The 19,311-nt window shown below is 41.9% G+C and carries 12 protein-coding genes; 11 read left to right on the top strand and 1 reads right to left on the bottom strand.

Translation table 11 applies throughout. The annotated features are described in order from the left end of the window. Positions 1–29 precede the first annotated feature (29 nt). The 8 genes from addB (at position 30) to WMO43_RS03735 (ending at position 12,414) form a co-directional block, all read left to right on the top strand. On the top strand, positions 30–3,473 hold the full coding sequence (gene addB / locus WMO43_RS03770; protein WP_353530079.1) for a helicase-exonuclease AddAB subunit AddB: 3,444 nt from the start codon (positions 30–32) through the stop codon (positions 3,471–3,473). Further along, positions 3,473–7,102 (top strand): helicase-exonuclease AddAB subunit AddA, encoded by a 3,630-nt coding sequence (gene addA, locus WMO43_RS03765; RefSeq protein WP_353530078.1) that lies wholly within the window; start codon positions 3,473–3,475, stop codon positions 7,100–7,102. The genes addB and addA overlap by 1 nt, the downstream gene beginning before the upstream one ends. A 9-nt stretch (positions 7,103–7,111) precedes the next feature. Beyond that, complete coding sequence (locus WMO43_RS03760) at positions 7,112–7,693, top strand: Maf family protein (RefSeq protein WP_353530077.1); 582 nt, start codon at positions 7,112–7,114, stop codon at positions 7,691–7,693. 62 nt (positions 7,694–7,755) lie between these two features. Next, positions 7,756–8,019, top strand: coding sequence for a glyoxalase (locus tag WMO43_RS03755; RefSeq protein WP_353530075.1), 264 nt, complete (start codon positions 7,756–7,758; stop codon positions 8,017–8,019). A gap of 18 nt (positions 8,020–8,037) precedes the next feature. After that, positions 8,038–9,435, top strand: coding sequence for an NAD(P)/FAD-dependent oxidoreductase (locus tag WMO43_RS03750; protein ID WP_353530073.1), 1,398 nt, complete (start codon positions 8,038–8,040; stop codon positions 9,433–9,435). Between the two features lie 30 nt (positions 9,436–9,465). Further along, the gene (locus WMO43_RS03745; protein WP_353530071.1) at positions 9,466–10,431 is read left to right on the top strand and encodes a peptidylprolyl isomerase; all 966 of its coding nucleotides are present in this window, start codon (positions 9,466–9,468) and stop codon (positions 10,429–10,431) included. Between the two features lie 559 nt (positions 10,432–10,990). Next, complete coding sequence (locus WMO43_RS03740) at positions 10,991–11,584, top strand: type IV toxin-antitoxin system AbiEi family antitoxin domain-containing protein (RefSeq protein WP_353530068.1); 594 nt, start codon at positions 10,991–10,993, stop codon at positions 11,582–11,584. After that, the gene (locus WMO43_RS03735) at positions 11,581–12,414 is read left to right on the top strand and encodes a nucleotidyl transferase AbiEii/AbiGii toxin family protein (RefSeq protein WP_353530066.1); all 834 of its coding nucleotides are present in this window, start codon (positions 11,581–11,583) and stop codon (positions 12,412–12,414) included. Before WMO43_RS03740 ends, WMO43_RS03735 begins: the two co-directional genes overlap by 4 nt. 109 nt (positions 12,415–12,523) lie before the next feature. Here the strand turns inward: WMO43_RS03735 and htpG are convergent, their stop codons facing one another. Then, the gene (gene htpG / locus WMO43_RS03730; protein WP_353530064.1) at positions 12,524–14,575 is read right to left on the bottom strand and encodes a molecular chaperone HtpG; all 2,052 of its coding nucleotides are present in this window, start codon (positions 14,573–14,575) and stop codon (positions 12,524–12,526) included. Between the two features lie 480 nt (positions 14,576–15,055). Between htpG and WMO43_RS03725 the strand changes: the two genes are divergently transcribed. From WMO43_RS03725 to WMO43_RS03715, 3 genes are read left to right on the top strand one after another with little or no spacing between them, the layout of a single operon-like run. Beyond that, entirely contained in the window at positions 15,056–15,544 is a 489-nt protein-coding gene (locus WMO43_RS03725) for an NADH-quinone oxidoreductase subunit NuoE family protein (protein WP_353530271.1), read from the top strand. After that, the gene (locus tag WMO43_RS03720) at positions 15,534–17,423 is read left to right on the top strand and encodes an NADH-ubiquinone oxidoreductase-F iron-sulfur binding region domain-containing protein (RefSeq protein ID WP_353530062.1); all 1,890 of its coding nucleotides are present in this window, start codon (positions 15,534–15,536) and stop codon (positions 17,421–17,423) included. The genes WMO43_RS03725 and WMO43_RS03720 overlap by 11 nt, the downstream gene beginning before the upstream one ends. Before the next feature lie 11 nt (positions 17,424–17,434). Then, complete coding sequence (locus WMO43_RS03715; RefSeq protein ID WP_353530059.1) at positions 17,435–19,144, top strand: [FeFe] hydrogenase, group A; 1,710 nt, start codon at positions 17,435–17,437, stop codon at positions 19,142–19,144. The last annotated feature ends 167 nt before the right edge of the window (positions 19,145–19,311 follow it).

Genomic DNA, 19,311 nt, shown 5'->3' with positions numbered 1-19,311 from the left:
TAAAAACAGGAAAGGCGCAGAGGTAGAACATGTCATTACAATTTGTATTTGGACCGTCCGGGGGCGGAAAGTCCTATTATTTATATGAAAAAATTATAGAAGAGGCAAAAAAAGACCGGACAAAGGACTTTTTACTGATCGTACCGGAACAGTTCACGATGCAGACGCAAAAAGAACTGGTAGAACGCAGTAAAAATCACGCGATCATGAATATTGACGTGTTAAGTTTTGAACGTCTGGCATTTCGTGTTTTTGATGAATTGGGAATGTATCAGATACGGATTTTAGAAGAGACCGGAAAAAATCTGATCTTACGCCGTTTAACGGAAGAATATGGGGACAGCATGAGCGTCCTTGGAAGTAATTTAAAAAAGATGGGGTATGTCAGTGAAATAAAATCATTGATCTCGGAGTTTATGCAGTATCAGATCACACCGGAGGATATAGAGGCATGGTGTGAGGATGAGGATAATGCATGGTCTTTCCGCCTGAAAATGAAAGATATTTTAGTGATCTACCGAAAGTTTTTAGAGTATTTAGAGGGCAGTTATATCACTTCGGAAGAAGTGTTAGAGGAATGTGCAAAGACAGCAGGACGTTCGGTCATGTTAAAGGACTGCAATCTGATTTTTGACGGATTTACAGGATTTACACCGGTACAGGTCAATCTGTTAAAAACACTGTTTCCGATGACAGACCGGGTGTGGGCGGCTGTCACGTTAGATAAAAGGGTAGACCCTTTTTGTGTGACCGGAATACAGGAACTTTTCCATATGAGCCAGAAAATGGTCAGAACGCTGTTAGAACTTGCCGATGAGGCAAAGTGCGAAGTGTTAGAGCCGATATGGGTAGAAGACGGCAGACAATACCGTTATGGGAACGCAAAAGCATTGCTGCATTTAGAGGAAAATCTGTTCCGCAGCAGTTTAAAAGCCTATCCGAAAGAACAGGATGAGATACAGATCCAAAGCTGTCAGAACCGGAAGGAAGAGTTAGAATTTGCGGCAGCGACGATCAGCCGGATGGTAAGGGAAGAAGATTACCGTTACCGCGATTTTGCCATTGTATCGGGAGCAGCGGCGGATTATGCCAATTATGTCAAAGAAATCTTTGAAGCCTATGGGATCCCTTATTTTATTGATGAGAAAAAGACCATCCTGTTTCATCCGTTTATTGAATTTTTACGGGCATCGTTAGAAATGGTAGAAGAGGATTTCTCGTATGAGAGCGTGATGCGGTATTTCCGCAGCGGACTCAGCAGGCAGAGCACTGAGGAAATAGATCGGTTAGAGAACTACATACTTGCAACGGGCATCTGGGGGTATCGGAAGTGGAATCATGTATTTGAAAAATGTCCGGCAGGATATTGCGAGGAGACATTAGAAGAATTAAATCAGATCCGCAGTAATTTTATGGAATGTGCAGGGGTTTTCCGGGAAGTGCTTGCAAAGAAAAAGACCACGGTAAAGGAAAAGACAACCGCACTGTATCAGTTTCTCACTGCTCATGAAGTGGAAGAAAAACTGCGAAAGATGCAGTTGGAATTTGAAGAAGAAAGGGATTTTGCGGCAGCAAAGGAATATGAGCAGATTTATGGGATCGTGATGGATCTGTTAGATAAGATCGTAGATCTGCTTGGAGACGAGCAGTTTGATATTACGGAATATGCAGATGTCTTAGATGCCGGATTTGAAGCGGCAAAGGTAGGTGTGATCCCGCCGGGATATGACTGCGTGGTATTAGGTGATATCGAAAGAACAAGATTAGATGATATCCGTGTGCTCTTTTTTGCCGGAGTGAATGATGGGATTATCCCGAAAGCGGCAGCGGCGGGCGGTATCCTGTCAGGTTTTGACAGGGAACATCTTTTAGAAAAGGATATCCAGCTTGCACCGACACCAAGAGAGCGGGCGTTTATCCAAAAGTTCTATCTGTATTTAAATATGACAAAGCCAAAAGAACATTTAATTCTAAGTTATTCCCGCGTGGATTCGGAAGGAAAAGCGATACGTCCATCTTATCTGATCGGACAGATCAAAAAAATGTATCCACAGATCAAAGTACAGGAAGCATTTGACCGCAGTATGACCATTGCAACGCCAAAGAGCAGTATGTCCTATTTTTTACAGGGACTCTTAGCACAAAGGGAACAGCATGGACTTCACATGGAAGAGACGGCAGGAAAGGACTGGGAGGCTTTAGCGCACTGGTATTTAGAAAACAAAGATTGGGCAGAACCGATTTATCATCTGATCGATGCTTCTTATATGCAGTACCATGCGAAAAAGTTGCCGGGAGATCTGATACATGAGATTTATGGAAAAGTGCTTGAGAGCAGTGTCACAAGGTTAGAGCGTTATGCCGCCTGTGCCTGCGCGCATTATCTGCAATATGGCTTAGGGCTCAGCGAACGCCAGATGCAGGATTTTACACCGGCAGATTTCGGTAATGTATTCCACTTTGCAATTGAATCTTTTTCAAAAAGCCTGCGAAAAGAAGGGCTGACCTGGAAAGATTTAGAGGAAGAGGACAGCAGAAGGTTAGAAGAACATTCTTTTGAGGAATCTTTAGAAAGAAACAGGCTCTTAGAAGAATATGATACAAAAAAAAGTCAGTTTATGATCGGACAGATGAAGCGTGTCTACCATCGCACCATTGAGACACTGCGGGAACAGGTAAAGCGTGGAAAATTCCGCCCGGAAGGCTATGAGCTGGTCTTTTCAGCAGCAAATCATTTAGACGCGGCACAGTTCGTCTTAAACGAAGAAGAACGGATGCATCTGCGTGGAAGGATTGACCGGATGGACACTTATACGACCAATGAAAAGGTCTATGTAAAGATCATCGATTACAAGACCGGAAATACGAGTTTTCAGCTTTTAAATCTCTATCATGGTTTACAGTTACAGCTTGTGGTATATCTGAACGCGGCATTGGAGGTAACGGCGAAGAAATATCCACAGAAAACGACAGTGCCTGCGGGAATCTTCTATTATCATGTAGATGACCCTTATGCAGAGGGCAGAGCCGAAATGAGCGAGGAAGAAATTGGAGAGGAAATCCTACAGCGTCTGAAGTTAGATGGTATTGTCAACAGTGAGGAAGATGTCTGGCGGGCAATGGATACAGAGATGGAGAGCGAGTCGCATGTCATCCCGGTAAAATTAAAAAAAGACGGAACGATTTCTGCAACATCTAAGACACTCTCAGAAACAGCTTTTTCTAATGTCGGAGCATTTGCAACAGAAAAGATTAAGGAGCTTGGCAATGGAATGTTAGGAGGAAATATTGCAGCAGAGCCATATCTGTTAGACTCGAAAAGCGGCTGTGACTATTGTGCGTATCGGAGTATCTGTGGATTTGATGCAAAGATTCCGGGATATCATTATCATGAGTTAGAAAAAAATTTAAAGGACAATGATATTCTTAAAAAAATAAGTGAAGACTTAACAAATAAAGGGGGCGGCGAGTAATGGCTGTGGAATGGACAAAAGAACAGAGACAGGTAATTGAATTACGGGATCGCAATATCTTAGTATCCGCGGCAGCCGGTTCTGGAAAGACCGCCGTCTTAGTAGAGAGGATCATAAAAAGGATTACCGATGAACAGCATCCGGTGGATGTGGACCGGCTCTTAGTGGTAACCTTTACCAATGCGGCAGCTTCAGAGATGCGCGAAAGAATTGGTGATGCCATTGAAGCGGCATTAGAAAGGGAACCGGAAAATCATCATCTGCAAAGACAACAGTCGTTGATCCATAATGCCCAGATCACGACGATTGACAGTTTTTGTCTCTATATCGTGCGAAATTATTTCCATACGATTGATTTAGAACCGGGGTTTCGGATTGCAGATGAGGGAGAATTAGCACTGTTAAAAGAGCAGGTATTAGATGAAGTTTTAGAGAGTTTTTATGAAAAATCAAATGAAGATTTTACGTCCTTTATGGAGGCTTTTGCAACGGCAAAAAGCGACCGGAATGTCCGTGGTATGATATTAGAACTCTTTACTACGGCACAGTCGAATCCATGGCAGTCCGAGTGGCTTGATAAGTTAGATGAAGATTACAAAAAAGCATGTGAATCCCCGGATGACTCCGTCTGGATGCAGCTTGCATTTTCTGATTACCGGAACAGTATGGAAGATGTTTTGCGAGAATTGCAAAAGGCATGGAATCTGACACAGGAGTTTGACGGACCGCAGATGTATGCAGGCACTATTAAAAGCGACTTAGAACTGGTGGAAACTTTGTGTACAAAGGATACCTATGTAGATATTGTACAGGCATTGACAGAGATTCCTGCCTATGCACGACTTGCGGCGGCACGGGGCTATGATGGAAGTCTGCAAAAACAGGCACAGGTCAAAGCGGCAAGAGAACAGATGAAAGATACGATCCAGAAGCTGCGTGAAAAAATATTCTTTCAAAGCCAGTCTGATCTGAAGGCTTCTCTTTGCAGACAGCAGCCGATGGTACATGTCTTACTCGAATTAGTCCGCGCGTTTACAGAGGCTTATGACAAGGCAAAACGGAAAAAGAGTCTGGTGGATTTTTCAGATATCGAGCATTTTGCATTGGATATTTTAGTGAATGCTAAGACGAAGGAGCCGACACCTGTTGCAGAGGAGTTCCGGAATTTTTTTGAAGAAGTCATGATTGATGAGTATCAGGACAGCAACTATTTGCAGGAGGCAATCTTAAGTGCCGTATCGAAGATACAGTCAGGAGAGCCAAATATGTTTATGGTTGGGGATGTGAAGCAGAGTATCTATCGTTTCCGTTTGGCAAGACCGGAACTTTTTATGGAAAAATATGAGACTTATACGAAAGAGGACAGTCCGTATCAGAAGATCGAACTGCATAAGAATTTCCGAAGCAGGGAAGGAGTCTTAGCGGCGGTCAATGACATCTTTTATAAGATCATGGGAAAAGATTTAGGCAGGGTTCATTATGATGAGGATGCAGCCCTTTATCCGGGAGCAGATTATCCGGTATTGAAAGGAGAACAGGAATCTTCTGAAGTCATTGTGGTGGAACAGGACAGCAGCACAGAGCGGAGCATTTTAGAAGCAGGGACGATCGGAAGAAAGATCCGGCAGTTAAAGGAAAACGGATGGATCACGGATAAAAAAAGCGGAGAGTTACGAAGACCGGGATATTCGGATATGGTCATCCTTTTGCGAAGTCCCGGAGGAGATGCCGATGTGATGGCAGCTGAACTTGGGAAAATGGGGATTCCGGCACATGCGATCTCGAGAACCGGATATTTTTCCACACAGGAAATCCAGGTGCTTTTGAATTATCTGGCAATTTTGGATAATCCAAGACAGGATATTCCATTAGCATCCGTTCTGACTTCGTGGTTTGGCGGACTTGGCGAAGAGGAGTTAGGCTATCTTCGGGCAGTGGATAAAGAAAAACCATTTTATGAAAATGTGCTGGCATGGATGCCGGAATCCGAAGAGATATCGGAAAGCATCAGCGAGGAATTGCGTCAGAAACTGCCAGAGGAGATACAGGAAAAATTAGCACGTTTTCATCAGACATATCAGAAGCTACGAAAAAAGAGCCGTTATCTGCCAATCCATGAACTGCTCTATGAGATTTTTGCAATGACCGGATATTTAGATTATGTTACGGCACTGCCGGCAGGCGGACAGCGCAGGGCAAATGTGGAAATGCTGATAGAAAAGGCAATTGCATTTGAAAACAGCAGTTACCGTGGCCTGTTCCATTTTATCCGATATATTGAAAAATTACAGAAATATGACGTGGATTTTGGCGAAGCAGAGATTGTCAGTGAAAATGATGAAGCGGTGCGTATTATGAGTATCCATAAGAGCAAGGGTCTCGAATTTCCAATCTGCTTTGTGGCAGGATTGGGAAAACGTTTTAATATGTCGGACAGTTATGGAAAAATCGTCGTACATCCGCAGTTTGGGATCGGTGTGGAAGAGTATGATACGAAAAGGCGGATCAAGTCGCAGTCCTTTGTGAAGCAGATTTTAGCAGAGCAGATCCGTTTGGAAAACTTAGGCGAGGAGCTTCGTGTTCTCTATGTGGCACTGACGAGAGCAAAAGAAAAACTGATTTTAGTCGGAACCCTAAAAAAACCGGGAGAAAAATTAGAAAGCTATCAAAGCAGTGCCGGTACCGGGATGCTTTCCTATGGATGCAGGAGTAATGCGGGAAGCTATTTTGACTGGATTTTGCCGGCAATCTATTCCTATGGTGAAAGATATCCGGTGTATGTGGATAGTGATAGCAAAGAGCAGAGTGAATTCGCAGAGGAATTTCAAAAGGGCTGGGAGAAAGAACAGCTTTTAGAGCATATCCGCGAAGCAGATACAAAGGAGTTAACAGAGCGGCTTTCCTATTGTTATCCGAAAATGGAAGAGGTTTCCTTAAAGACAAAGATATCCGTTTCAGAATTAAAACACAGGGATATGGTATTTGAACCGGAGGAGGAGCAGACGGTACGCTGGTTTGAAGAAGAAGTACCGCTGCCGTATGTGCCGGAATTTGTAAAAGCGCGTGAGGAAAATCAGGGAGCAAAAAGAGGTACAGCAGTACACCGTGCCATGGAGTGCATTGATTTTTCACGGATGGAGGAGCAGATCCAAAGTGCAGGCGTACAGACAGACCGGGCAGGCATTGCAGGCATTGTAAAAAAACGATTGTCAGAGCTTTTAGAAGAGCATAAAATAGATGAGCAGATGTATGAACTGATCCTGCCGGATAAGATTGCCGGATTTTTTATGGATGAAACAGCAATCCGCATGAGTAATGCACAGCGGGCAGGCAGATTATTTTTAGAAAAACCGTTTGTATTAGGAAAAGAAGCGGGTGAGATCTATCCGGAAATGGAGAGTACGGAGCGGGTATTGATCCAGGGAATCGTGGATGTCTTTTTTATTGAGGACGGTAAAGTACATGTGTTAGATTATAAGACTGACCGGGTAAACAAAGGCGAGCAGTTGATCGGAAGATATAAAACCCAGATTGAACTTTATGCGGAGGCATTGGCAAAGGCATTAGAGGTAGAAGTCGGCGAGAAACTGATCTATTCCTTTGCATTAGAAAAAATCGTAAAACTTTAGGAGGAAGATATGAGATTCATTTTAGCATCGGCATCGCCGCGAAGAAAAGAATTGTTAGAACAGATCGGAGTAAAATTCGATATCCTGCCGGCAACCGGCGAAGAGGTGATCACAAAAGAGCTTCCGGGCGAAGAGGTGATGGAATTGGCAAAACAGAAAGCAGAAGAGGTTGCAAAGACAGCAGGAGCAGATGCTTTGGTATTAGGAGCGGATACCGTGGTTGCATATGAAGGAAAAATATTAGGAAAACCAAAGGATGAAGCGGATGCTTTAAGAATGCTTACCATGCTTTCGGGAAAAGAACATGAGGTTTACACCGGAGTGGCATTGATAGATAACCGGGATCAAAGCATGGAGAATTTTTTTGAAAGAACAAAAGTGACGATGTATCCGGTTTCAGAAGAAGAGATCAGAGATTATATTGCCGGTGGCGAACCGATGGATAAAGCGGGTGCCTATGCCATTCAAGGGCTCGGAGCAAAATTCATTCAGAAGATCGAGGGGGACTACAACAATGTTGTAGGACTTCCTATCGGCAGAATTTATCAGGAAATAAAGCGAAAATCCATTGAAATCCCGACGCGTTTTTGATACGATACTATGGGTGTGAAAAAAACGTATTGGGAGAGAGTTATTTAGGAGGAATATCTGGTATGAATGAATATGATGAAGAGTGTCTGCAGGTTTTCTTAGAGAAACAGCTTCAGTTATTTCAGGAAGAGGTAGCAACGACACCGGAGGAGGCAGAGGAATTTTTATCAGACTGCATGGCAGTGATCTGTAAAGATTTAAAAGATGTGAAAGATTACTTTGATGAGGAAGGTGTGGATATTTCCGGACTGTCTTTGGATAACTTAGAGGAATTAGAAGAAGTATTTGCACTTCCGAGTGGAAGATACTTAATTGTAGAAGGATAAAAGAAAGGAAGTTTTTAAATGTTAAATTATGATATTATTATTATAGGAGCAGGACCTTCCGGAATCTTTTGTGCATATGAGTTATTAGAGCATAAAAAAGATTTAAAGGTACTGATGATTGAAAAAGGAAGAAGGATCGAGAACCGCCAGTGTCCGAAACGTAAGACAAAGGTCTGCGTAGGATGTCAGCCATGTTCCATTACGACCGGATTTGCAGGAGCAGGAGCATTTTCTGATGGAAAACTCTCCTTATCCCCGGATGTCGGTGGAAATCTTCCGGAGATTTTAGGCTATGAGGCAGCCAAAGAACTGATCCATGAATCCGATGAAATCTATCTGAAATTCGGTGCAGATACGAGTATTTACGGCGTGGACAAAGAAAAAGAGATCCGTGAGATCAGAAGAAAAGCGATCAATGCCAACTTAAAGCTGATCGAATGTCCGATCCGTCATTTAGGAACTGAAGAGGGATATAAGATTTACTCCAGACTTCAGGAACATCTTTTAGAAGCAGGCGTGGAAATCCGTTTTGATACTATGGTCAAAGACCTCATCATTGAAGGCGGAAGAGCCGTTGGAGTCCTGACCGAAAAAGGCGAAGAATTCCGTGCAAAAGAGATCGTCTCAGCAGTCGGACGTGAAGGAGCAGACTGGTTTGCACATATCTGTAAAGAGCACGAAGTTGAGACAGAGGTAGGAACGGTAGATGTTGGTGTGCGTGTGGAAGTGCGTGATGAAGTTATGGACGTACTGAACCGCAATCTCTATGAGGCAAAACTTGTTTATCATACACCGACCTTTGATGATAAGGTGCGTACCTTCTGTACCAATCCTTCCGGAGAGGTGGCAACCGAGTACTATGATGACGGTCTTGCCGTAGTCAATGGACACGCTTATAAGTCAAAAGATTTAAAGACAAACAATACGAACTTTGCACTGTTGGTATCTAAGAACTTTACAAAACCGTTCAAGACACCGATCGAATATGGAAAACAGATTGCACAGCTTTCCAATATGCTCTGTGCCGGAAAAATCTTAGTACAGACTTTTGGAGATTTTAAACGTGGAAGAAGAACAACCGAGGAGCGTCTGTGCCGTAACAACCTGATCCCGACTTTGAAGGATGCGGTTCCGGGAGATCTGTCTTTGGTATTCCCACATCGTATCATGGTGGATATTGAGGAAATGATCGAGGCACTCGATAAAGTAACACCGGGTATTGCAAGTGATGAAACACTTCTCTATGGTGTAGAGGTAAAATTCTATTCTAACAAAGTTGTAGTCAATAAGGATTTTGAAACCAGTATTCCGGGACTTCGTGCGATCGGAGACGGAGCATCTGTGACAAGAGGACTTCAGCAGGCATCTGCAAACGGATTGTCTGTAGCGAGAAGTATCTTAAAGACAATGGAGTAGGAGATGAGATCACACAGAAGAATCAGGAGTATGGCATGTCTGCTGCTTGTGGCGTTGCTGCTGAGCGGCTGTCAGATCGGAAATACAAAAGTGGTGTTCTTAAAGCCTGTCGGCTATCATCAGGTGTTTAAGATCGACAAAGAGGTTTGCAAGAAAAAAGAGGCAAAGGTCTATCTGACCAATTATATGAATATCTACGGTAATGCCTATGGGGTCAGCCTGAGAAAGCAGAAATCCGTACAGGAAGATTTAGAGCAGTATGTGAAAGAGTTGACAATATCACAGCTTTCTAAGATCAAATGTATGAATGGTATTGCAAAAGAGCAGAAGATCGAGCTGACAAAGGAAGAAGAGCAGATTGCAGAGGCTGCGGCAAAAGAGTACTATGAATCCCTTTCCAAAGAAGAGCGAAAATATATGGGTGCCAGTCAGTCGCTGATCACGAAAATGTATAGCGAGTATTTGTTAGCATCGAAGGTATATCAGTCGTTGATCGGAAGTGTGGATGAGGAAGTCAGTGATGATGAAGCGCGCATTATAGAAGGGATGCAGATTTTTGTCAAGGATTCCGGAAAAGCGGATGAGGTAAAAAAACGCCTGAAAAGAGGCGAAGATTTTGCTTCGGTGGCAGCAAGCTGCAATGAGGAAACCAGAACAGATATTAAATTTGGCAGGGAGGATATGCCAAAGGAAGTTGTGAAAGAAGCATTTGAGTTAGAAAACGAAGAAATCTCAGGAAAGATCAAAACAAAAGAGGGATATTATTTCATCAAGTGCATCAACAAATACAACAAAGAGCTGACAGACAAGAATAAAAAAGTCATTTTAGAGGAACGCAAGGAAAAAGCATTCCATACCGTATATGACAAATATGTTGAAAACAGCTCTACGGTTTTGAATACAAAAATGTGGGATAAACTTCAGGTAAATCTGCCAAAGGATGTTAAGACCGATTCCTTTTTTGAAGTCATAGATCGACATATGGAAGAAAAGTAACAGACAACCTCTCCGGGGACGGAGGGGTTGTTTTAAAATATTGACACATTATGCATAAAAACGGAACTATATGTTACAAAACAGGTATGGTATCTTAAAGAAAGCACAGAGCAAATGAAATGGATTGTTGCAATAGAAAAAAGCAGAATAAAAAGTAATTTCACGAGAAGAAACAGCAGAGGAGTGAGCGTATGAATCAAAAAATCGCAAAAACAGGAGCTATAATAGTCACAGTTCGGTATTAGTATTTGCTGTCTGTATGTTGATATCCTTTCATTTTGGCAGCACCTTGTATGCATGTTGTTACCAATCGGATACATTATGAGATATACAAAAGAGAACGAATATCAGGTAAAGGGACTCGCAAGAGAGAGTTCTATGGATGGAATATTGGATGTTTCATGTTATGAGACATTATGAAAAAGCCCACCGGAGGTTTGTGACTTCCGATGGGCTTTTGTCGTAGACAGTATTTTGTGGTATTTTATATAATAAATATTTGACAATTATTACGAAATAAATTACAATATCGATATAAATGTAAAACAGGGGGGATTCAATGAAAATTAACGAGACGATATTAAAAGTAATAAAAAGTAATAATAATATGATAACTACGGCTCAGGCGGTTGAGTTGGGATTTACACGTTCTCTTCTTTCCTGGTATGTAAAAGAAGGGTTATTAGAACGTGGTTGCAGAGGGGTTTATATTCTGCCTGATTCTGTTTGCGATGACATGTATACACTGATGCTGCGGTCAGATAAAATGATATGTTCGCATGATACGGCATTATTTTTAAATGGGTTATCAGAGAGAACACCATTTATGCATTCTGTAACAATTCCGAGTAATACGAAACTTTCGAATCCTCTGCAGAAGGAATGTGTGTGTTACTATATAAAACCGGAGTTGCATCAGTTAGGTGTTATTACCCGGAAAACCACGTTGGGAAATGAAGTGCGATGTTATAATGCGGAGCGTACGATTTGTGATTTATTACGTTCACGAAATAGACTTGACGAAGAAACGGTTATCAGTGGCATAAAGAATTATGCTGCTTCATCAGAAAAAGATCTTGATCGGTTAGCCACATATGCTTCAAAGCTTGGCGTTGAGAAAAACTTAAAGAGATATATGGAGGTTTTGCTATGAGTGCAAAAGCAATGAGCCTCAAAGAGAAGATTAAGAATTACGCTAAAAGCAACAAAATAGCAGCACAGGTAGTGTTACAGAATTATATGTTTGAACGTTTTTTAGAAAGATTGTCCGTATCAGAATATAGTGAAAAGTTTGTCGTGAAAGGCGGGATGTTAATAGCGGCCATTGTAGGATTGGATACCAGATCAACCATGGATTTAGATACTACTTTAAAAAATTTACCATTGAAAGAAGAACAGATATTGACAGCACTTACTTCTATATGTGAAATAGATTTAGAAGATGATGTTTCATTTGAAATCAAATCGGTGTCTATGATCCGTAAGGGGGATATATATGGTGGGTATTGTGCAAGGATAGATGCAGTTTACGATACAATTATTACACCATTATCGATAGATGTGTCCACCGGAGATGTGATTACACCCTGTGCCATAAAATATGAATTTGAAGGCATTTTTGATGAGGACGTTAAAATCACTTTATGGGGATATAACATTGAAACCGTTATGGCAGAAAAAGTAGAAACTATTTTGAGCCGGGGCATATTTACCACCAGACCGAGAGACTTTTATGATGTATATATTTTAGGAAATACACAAAAATATGATAAGAGAATATTCAGGGAGGCATTAAACGCAACAGCAATTCACAGGGGCTCATTGGAAAAAATAGCTGATAGGAATAAAATTATAGATCATATTTCGGCGGATGAAGATTTGAAAAATATGTGGAAAAAGTATCAAAAGAAATTTTCATATGCTAACGATATATCTTATGAGCAGGTGATAGCTCTGTTAAGAGAGGTTGTCTTAGAAGAATAACGCTATAATGAAAATTTAAGATAAGATGTATTCGTTTTTTGATCACATAAAAATGCGTAACAGATTCAATACCTGTTACGCATTAAAATTTTATTTATCCCGTTAATGATTACTTCGCAAGCAGCATCATAATTTCATTGCTTCTTGCAATAAATGCAGCCATTTCATCAGCAGGAAGCGGCTGGTTTGCGATCATAGCAAGGTCATAGAGCTGTTTACAGAAGGTCGGTACATGCTCGGAATCCTTGTGTTCAAAGATATATTGAACCAAAGCATTGTTTGCATTCAGTACCAGAGTCTCGGAACCGCCAAACATAGAAGGATCCATGCCCATACCGTGCATGCTGTACATTTTCATCATATCCTGCATACGGCGTGTGTCCTCGGAAAGAGTGATCATAGAGGAAATATTTTCATCCTTTAATTTTTCTACTTTGACATCTAAGTTGTCTTTTCCAAGAGCATTTTTGAATACCTCAGTCAGAGTATCTGTGGTTTTTTTTAATTCTTCTTCCGAAACATCTTCTTTTAAGGAATCCGTTACGTCTGCATCAATGCGGGCGAAACGATACTGTTCGTTGCGGGCTTCTAACTGTGAAATGAAAGAAGTATCAATGTTGTGGTCTAAAATGACAGCGTCCATACCCTGTTCTTTGAACATACGGATGTACTGGCTCTGCTGAACCTTGTCGGTAACATAGTAGACAACCTTGCGGGTATCTTTTTCGGTATCAGCAGCAGTATCGGTATCCTGATTTTCCCCGGTATCAGTATCAGCTTCGTCCTTTTTCAGGATTTCAGGTAAGGTCAGGTACTTGTCATCTAAGTTCTTGAACAGGATATAATCATTCATCTTGTCGCAGAATTTTTCATCCTTTAAGCAACCGAACTTAATGAATGGGCTGATGTCATCCCAGTATTTTTCATAGGACTCTTTGTCTGTTTTGCAAAGACCGGCAAGTTTATCTGCAACCTTTTTTGTAATATAATCAGAAATTTTCTTGACAAAACCATCGTTCTGTAAAGCACTTCTGGAAACATTTAAAGGCAGGTCAGGGCAGTCGATGACACCTTTTAAGAGCATCAGGAATTCCGGGATCACCTCTTTGATGTTGTCGGCAATAAATACCTGATTGTTGTAAAGTTTGATCACACCTTCAATGGATTCGTATTCCATGTTGATCTTTGGGAAGTAGAGAATACCCTTTAAATTAAACGGGTAATCCATATTCAGATGGATCCAGAATAAAGGCTCCTTGTAATCCTGGAATACCTTGCGGTAAAAAGCAATATATTCTTCATCGGTGCATTCATTTGGATGTTTTGCCCAAAGCGGGTTCGTGTCATTCAAAGCAACCGGACGTTTTACGATCTTTGCTTTTTCCATTCGAGGGGAGACTTCTACCTGTTCCTTTGTACCGTCTTCGTTTTCTTTTTCTTCATATTTTGCTTCTTCCACGATGTTTTCCACGACAGTGTCCTTTTCGGTTACTTCATCTGCCGGAATAGTTTCGTATTCGGTTTCTGCATTTTCCTTTTCTAAGAAAATCGGGGTAGGCATGAAAGAGCAGTATTTTTCAATGACTTCTCTTGCACGATACTCGTTGGCAAACTCAAGGCAGTCCTCGTTTAAGAAAAGAGTGATCTCTGTACCGACGCCTTCTTTTGTTCCATCATTCATATCAAACTCTGTACCGCCGTCACATTCCCAGTGAACAGCCGTAGCGCCATCCTTATAGGAAAGGGTATCAATATGCACTTCGTCTGCTACCATAAAAGCAGAGTAGAAGCCGAGACCGAAATGTCCGATGATCTGGTCTTCGTTTGCCTTGTCCTTGTATTTTTCTAAAAAGTCAGTGGCACCGGAAAAAGCAATCTGATTGATGTATTCCTCAACCTCGTCAGCAGTCATACCAAGACCGTTATCGATAAATTTCAAAGTTTTTTCTTCCGGGTTCAAAACTACGCGGATTTTTGCTTCGTAGTCATCCGGGAGGCTGTATTCACCCATCATATCCAGTTTTTTCAATTTGGTAATGGCATCACAACCGTTCGAGATCAATTCACGGTAAAAAATGTCGTGGTCAGAATATAACCATTTCTTTATAATAGGAAAAATATTGTCACTGTTAATGGAAAGGCTTCCATGTCTGTTACTCATAGTCATACACTCCTTCTTGTGTTTTGCTTTCAAATGTTTTGATGCTAGTACATATTTTAGTATTAGAAAATGACAATGTCAATAGAAAATTAGCACTCGATAAAAATGAGTGCTAACAGATACGGCAAAAACATTGAAAACATGGACTTAATGAGAATTTATTAAAAAAATATAAACAATCAGAGAAATAAAAAATCTCCAAATAAAGAAAATGACGAAAAAGACGAAAAAACAGAGAAATACAAATAAAAAATGCACAACAAATTGTACTTGGATTTGTGCATTTTAGAAAAAATGCATAGAAAACGTAAAGATTATTGAGAAAAATTGTTCATTTTCATTGCGTTAATATTTTAACGATGATATAATAAATTAAAATGAGTTAACATGTCTATATGCCACGCTGCGCGGGCAAGAAATAAGGAGCACCCACAGGGCATCTATATGCCACGCTGCGCGGGCAAGAAATAAGGAGGATATATATTGAAAAAAGAAGAGAAAAAACAATTGGATGACATCCTGAAGGCTCATGATTACAACAAGACATCCGTCATTGCGATCATGCAGGATATCCAGAAAATCTATCATTACCTTCCACAGAAGGTACTCACTTACATCGCAGGTGAATTGGGATTGAGTGAAGCAAAAGTGTATGGTGTAGCAACCTTTTATGAGAATTTTTCCTTAGAGCCAAAGGGAAAATATGTGATCAAGATCTGTGACGGTACCGCCTGTCATGTGCGGAATTCTACCGCAATCTTAAATGAAATCCGTTCTGTTTTGGGTGTATCACAGGAGCATCCGACCACAGAGGATATGATGTTTACGGTTGAGACGGTTTCCTGTCTGGGAGCCTGTGGATTAGCACCGGTCTGTACAGTCAATGACAAAGTACATCCGGCAATGACCCCTGAAAAGGCAAGAGCTTTAATAGAAGAATTAAAGGAGGAAGCTGCAAATGAAAATTAAGACAAGACAGGAATTAGAAGCAAAAAGAGCGGAGTACGCAGCTTCTTTAAAGACACAGAAAAAGCAGATCTTAATCTGTGCAGGAACCGGATGTGTTGCCGGAGGTTCTTTAAACATCTATGCAAGATTGCAGGAAATTTTAAAAGAACGCGGCATCAAATGTTCTCTGGTATTGGAAAAAGAACCGCATGAAGAGAGTGTGGGACTGAAAAAGAGTGGATGCCATGGATTTTGTGAAATGGGACCATTGCTTAGAATTGAACCGGCAGGACTTCTTTATATCAAAGTAAAGGTAGAAGATTGTGAAGAAATTATCGAAGAGAGTATCATCAATGACCGCGTGATCGAGCGTCTGGTATATCATGACCAGGAGGGCAAGGCTTATGAGAAACAGGAGGAAATCCCATTCTATAAGCAGCAGACCCGTGTGGCATTAGAGGATTGTGGACGTATTAATGCAGAGTCCATCAAAGAATACATAGCAGTCGGCGGTTACAGTGCCGTAGCAAAAGCACTGTTTGATATGACACCACAGCAGATTGTCGATGAGATTTCCGAAGCATCCTTACGAGGACGTGGAGGCGGCGGTTTCCCGACCGGAAGAAAATGGGCACAGGTATTAGCACAGGATTCCGAAATTAAATATGTGGTATGTAATGGTGATGAGGGAGATCCGGGAGCATTCATGGATCGAAGCATGATGGAGGGAGATCCGCATCGTGTGATTGAAGGAATGCTGATTGCAGGTATTGCAACCGGAGCACATTACGGATATATCTATGTGCGTGCAGAGTATCCGCTTGCCGTAGAACGTCTTCAGACAGCAATTCAGAAGGCAGAAGAAAAAGGTCTGTTAGGAAAAAATATCTTAAATTCAGGTTTTGACTTTGACTTAAAGATCAGTCAGGGTGCCGGAGCATTCGTTTGTGGTGAGGGTTCCGCACTGACCGCTTCCATCGAGGGAAATCGTGGTATGCCGCGTGTAAAACCGCCTCGTACCGTAGAAAAAGGATTGTTTGAAAAACCAACCGTTTTAAATAACGTAGAGACCTACTGTAACGTTCCGCCGATCATCAATAAAGGGGCAGACTGGTATAAGACGATCGGACCGGATAAGAACCATGGAACAAAAGCGTTTGCCTTAACAGGAAACGTTATGAATACAGGACTGATCGAGGTTCCGATGGGAACACCGCTTCGCAAAGTTATTTTTGATATCGGAGGCGGTGTCAAAGGTGGAGAGTTTAAGGCAGTCCAGATCGGAGGACCATCCGGTGGATGTCTCTGTATCAATCCGAGTGAAGACCACCTGAATTTACAGTTGGATTTTGACTCCCTGAAAAAAGTAGGAGCCATGATCGGAAGTGGTGGACTTGTTGTTATGAACGACAAGAGCTGTATGGTAGAAGTGGCAAGATTCTTCATGAACTTTACACAGAACGAATCCTGTGGAAAATGTATTCCGTGCCGCGAGGGAACCAAGCGTATGTTAGAGCTGTTAACCGATATCTGCGAAGGACGCGGAACGATGCAGCATATTACATTATTAGAGGAACTGTCCGAGACCATTTCCGCAACAGCACTCTGTGGACTTGGAAAGACAGCAGCATCTCCGGTTGTCAGCACGATGAAATACTTCCGTGATGAATATATTGCCCATGTGGTAGATAAGAAGTGTCCGGCAGGACAGTGTAAAGCCTTAGTAACCCTTCAGATCGATCCGGAACTTTGTAAAGGATGCTCAAAATGTTCAAGAGTCTGTCCGGTTGGAGCAATTTCCGGCGAGATCAAGAAACCGTTTAAGATTGATACCACGAAGTGTATCAAGTGTGGAGCCTGCAAGGAAGGTTGTCCTTTCCATGCAGTAAAAGAAGTATAGGAGGGACTGGCATGGAAAAATATATGATCATAGACGGAGAACGCGTGTCGTTCACCGATGAAAAAAATATACTTGCGGTAATCCGCAAAGCCGGAATTATTTTACCGACATTTTGTTATTACTCAGATTTATCCATCTATGGTGCATGCCGTATGTGTGTCGTAGAAGACAAGTGGGGTGGCATTGTGGCATCCTGTTCTACACCGCCAAAGCATGAGATGGAGATCTATACGAATACACCACAGCTTTATTATCACAGAAAACGTATCTTAGAGCTGTTATTAGCAGCACATTGCAGAGACTGTACAACCTGTGAGAAGAATGGAAAATGTAAACTGCAGGAATTAGCCAAACGTTTCGGAATTCCGGGAGTGCGTTTTGAGAACACCAATCCGATCCGTCCGATAGACCGTTCTTCAAAAGCGATCGTAAAAGACCCGAATAAATGTATCCTCTGTGGTGACTGTGTCCGTGTCTGCAACGAGATTCAGCATGTCGGAGCGATCGATTTTGCAAACCGTGGCTCTAAAATGATCATTTCCACAGCATTCGGACGTGATCTTGCGGATACAAACTGTGTCAACTGTGGACAGTGTGCAGCAGTCTGTCCGACCGGAGCGATTACGATCAAAAACGATACCCATGACGTATGGGAAGCAATCCATGATCCGAAAAAACGTGTGGTAATGCAGATTGCACCGGCAGTCCGTGTTGCGATCGGTGAGGCATTCGGTTATGAACCGGGTGAGAATACAATTGGAAAATTAATTGCATCCTTAAGAAAATTAGGTGTAGATGCAATCTTTGATACCTCCGTGGGAGCAGACCTTACCATTATGGAAGAGTCTGCGGAGTTAGTAGAGACACTTTCCGAAGAAGGACGGAAATACCCACTCTTTACTTCCTGTTGTCCGGGCTGGATCCGTTTTGTAGAGACAAAATATCCGCACCTGATGAAATATGTATCTACTTCAAAATCCCCGATGGAGATGTTTGGAGCGGTCATCAAAGAATATTATAAGAAATTAGACAAAGAAGAAGGAAAAGAGACCGTATCCGTTGCGATTATGCCATGTACGGCAAAGAAATATGAGGCATCCAGAGAAGAGTTTGTACGCAACAGCAGACCGGATGTGGATTATGTTCTGACTTCCGAAGAAGTAATTGGAATGTTTAAAGAGATCGGTATCCGCTTTGACCGTTTAGAGCCGGAAGCATATGATATGCCATTCTCAATCTATTCCGGAGCCGGTGTGATCTTTGGAGCAACCGGTGGTGTGACCGAAGCAGCAGTCAGACGTGTCGTAGCCGATAAGAGTCCGAAAGCATTAAAAGACATTGAGTTCATCGGAACACGAGGAATGGCAGGCACCAAGATCTGTGAATTGGATTTAGGAGAGCGTACCGTCCGTATCGGCATCGTCAGCGGACTTGGTAATGCAGAGGAGCTGATCAAGAAGATCGAAAGCGGTGAAGAGCATTTTGACTTCGTAGAAGTGATGGCATGTCCGGGAGGATGTGTTGCCGGTGCAGGTCAGCCGTTTGCACGTTCCACAGAAAAACGTCTGCGTGCAGAGGGACTTTACAAAAACGATAAGGCACTTCAGATTAAACGAAGTGAGAACAACCCAATTGTGAAGAATCTCTACGATGATCTCTTAAAGAACAGAGAGCACGAACTGCTTCATGTTCACTATCCGGGGCATAAGGCAGATGCATAGGGAGTAGAGGAGACTGCTATAAGGAATATATAGAAGATATACATATATAATATGCAAAAAAAAAGAATCAGAACTTATTGTTCTGGTTCTCAGACTGTAGACAAAGCGCTCCGAGAAATCATGTTTCTCGGAGCCTTTTTCTATCACTATAAAGATGTTTGGGTTTA

Source organism: Maccoyibacter intestinihominis, from assembly GCF_040096355.1.
Classification (GTDB): Bacteria; Bacillota; Clostridia; order Lachnospirales; family Lachnospiraceae; genus Maccoyibacter; species Maccoyibacter intestinihominis.
Note: the sequence above shows the minus strand (reverse complement) of the source record. Positions and strands in the feature narration are given on the sequence as shown.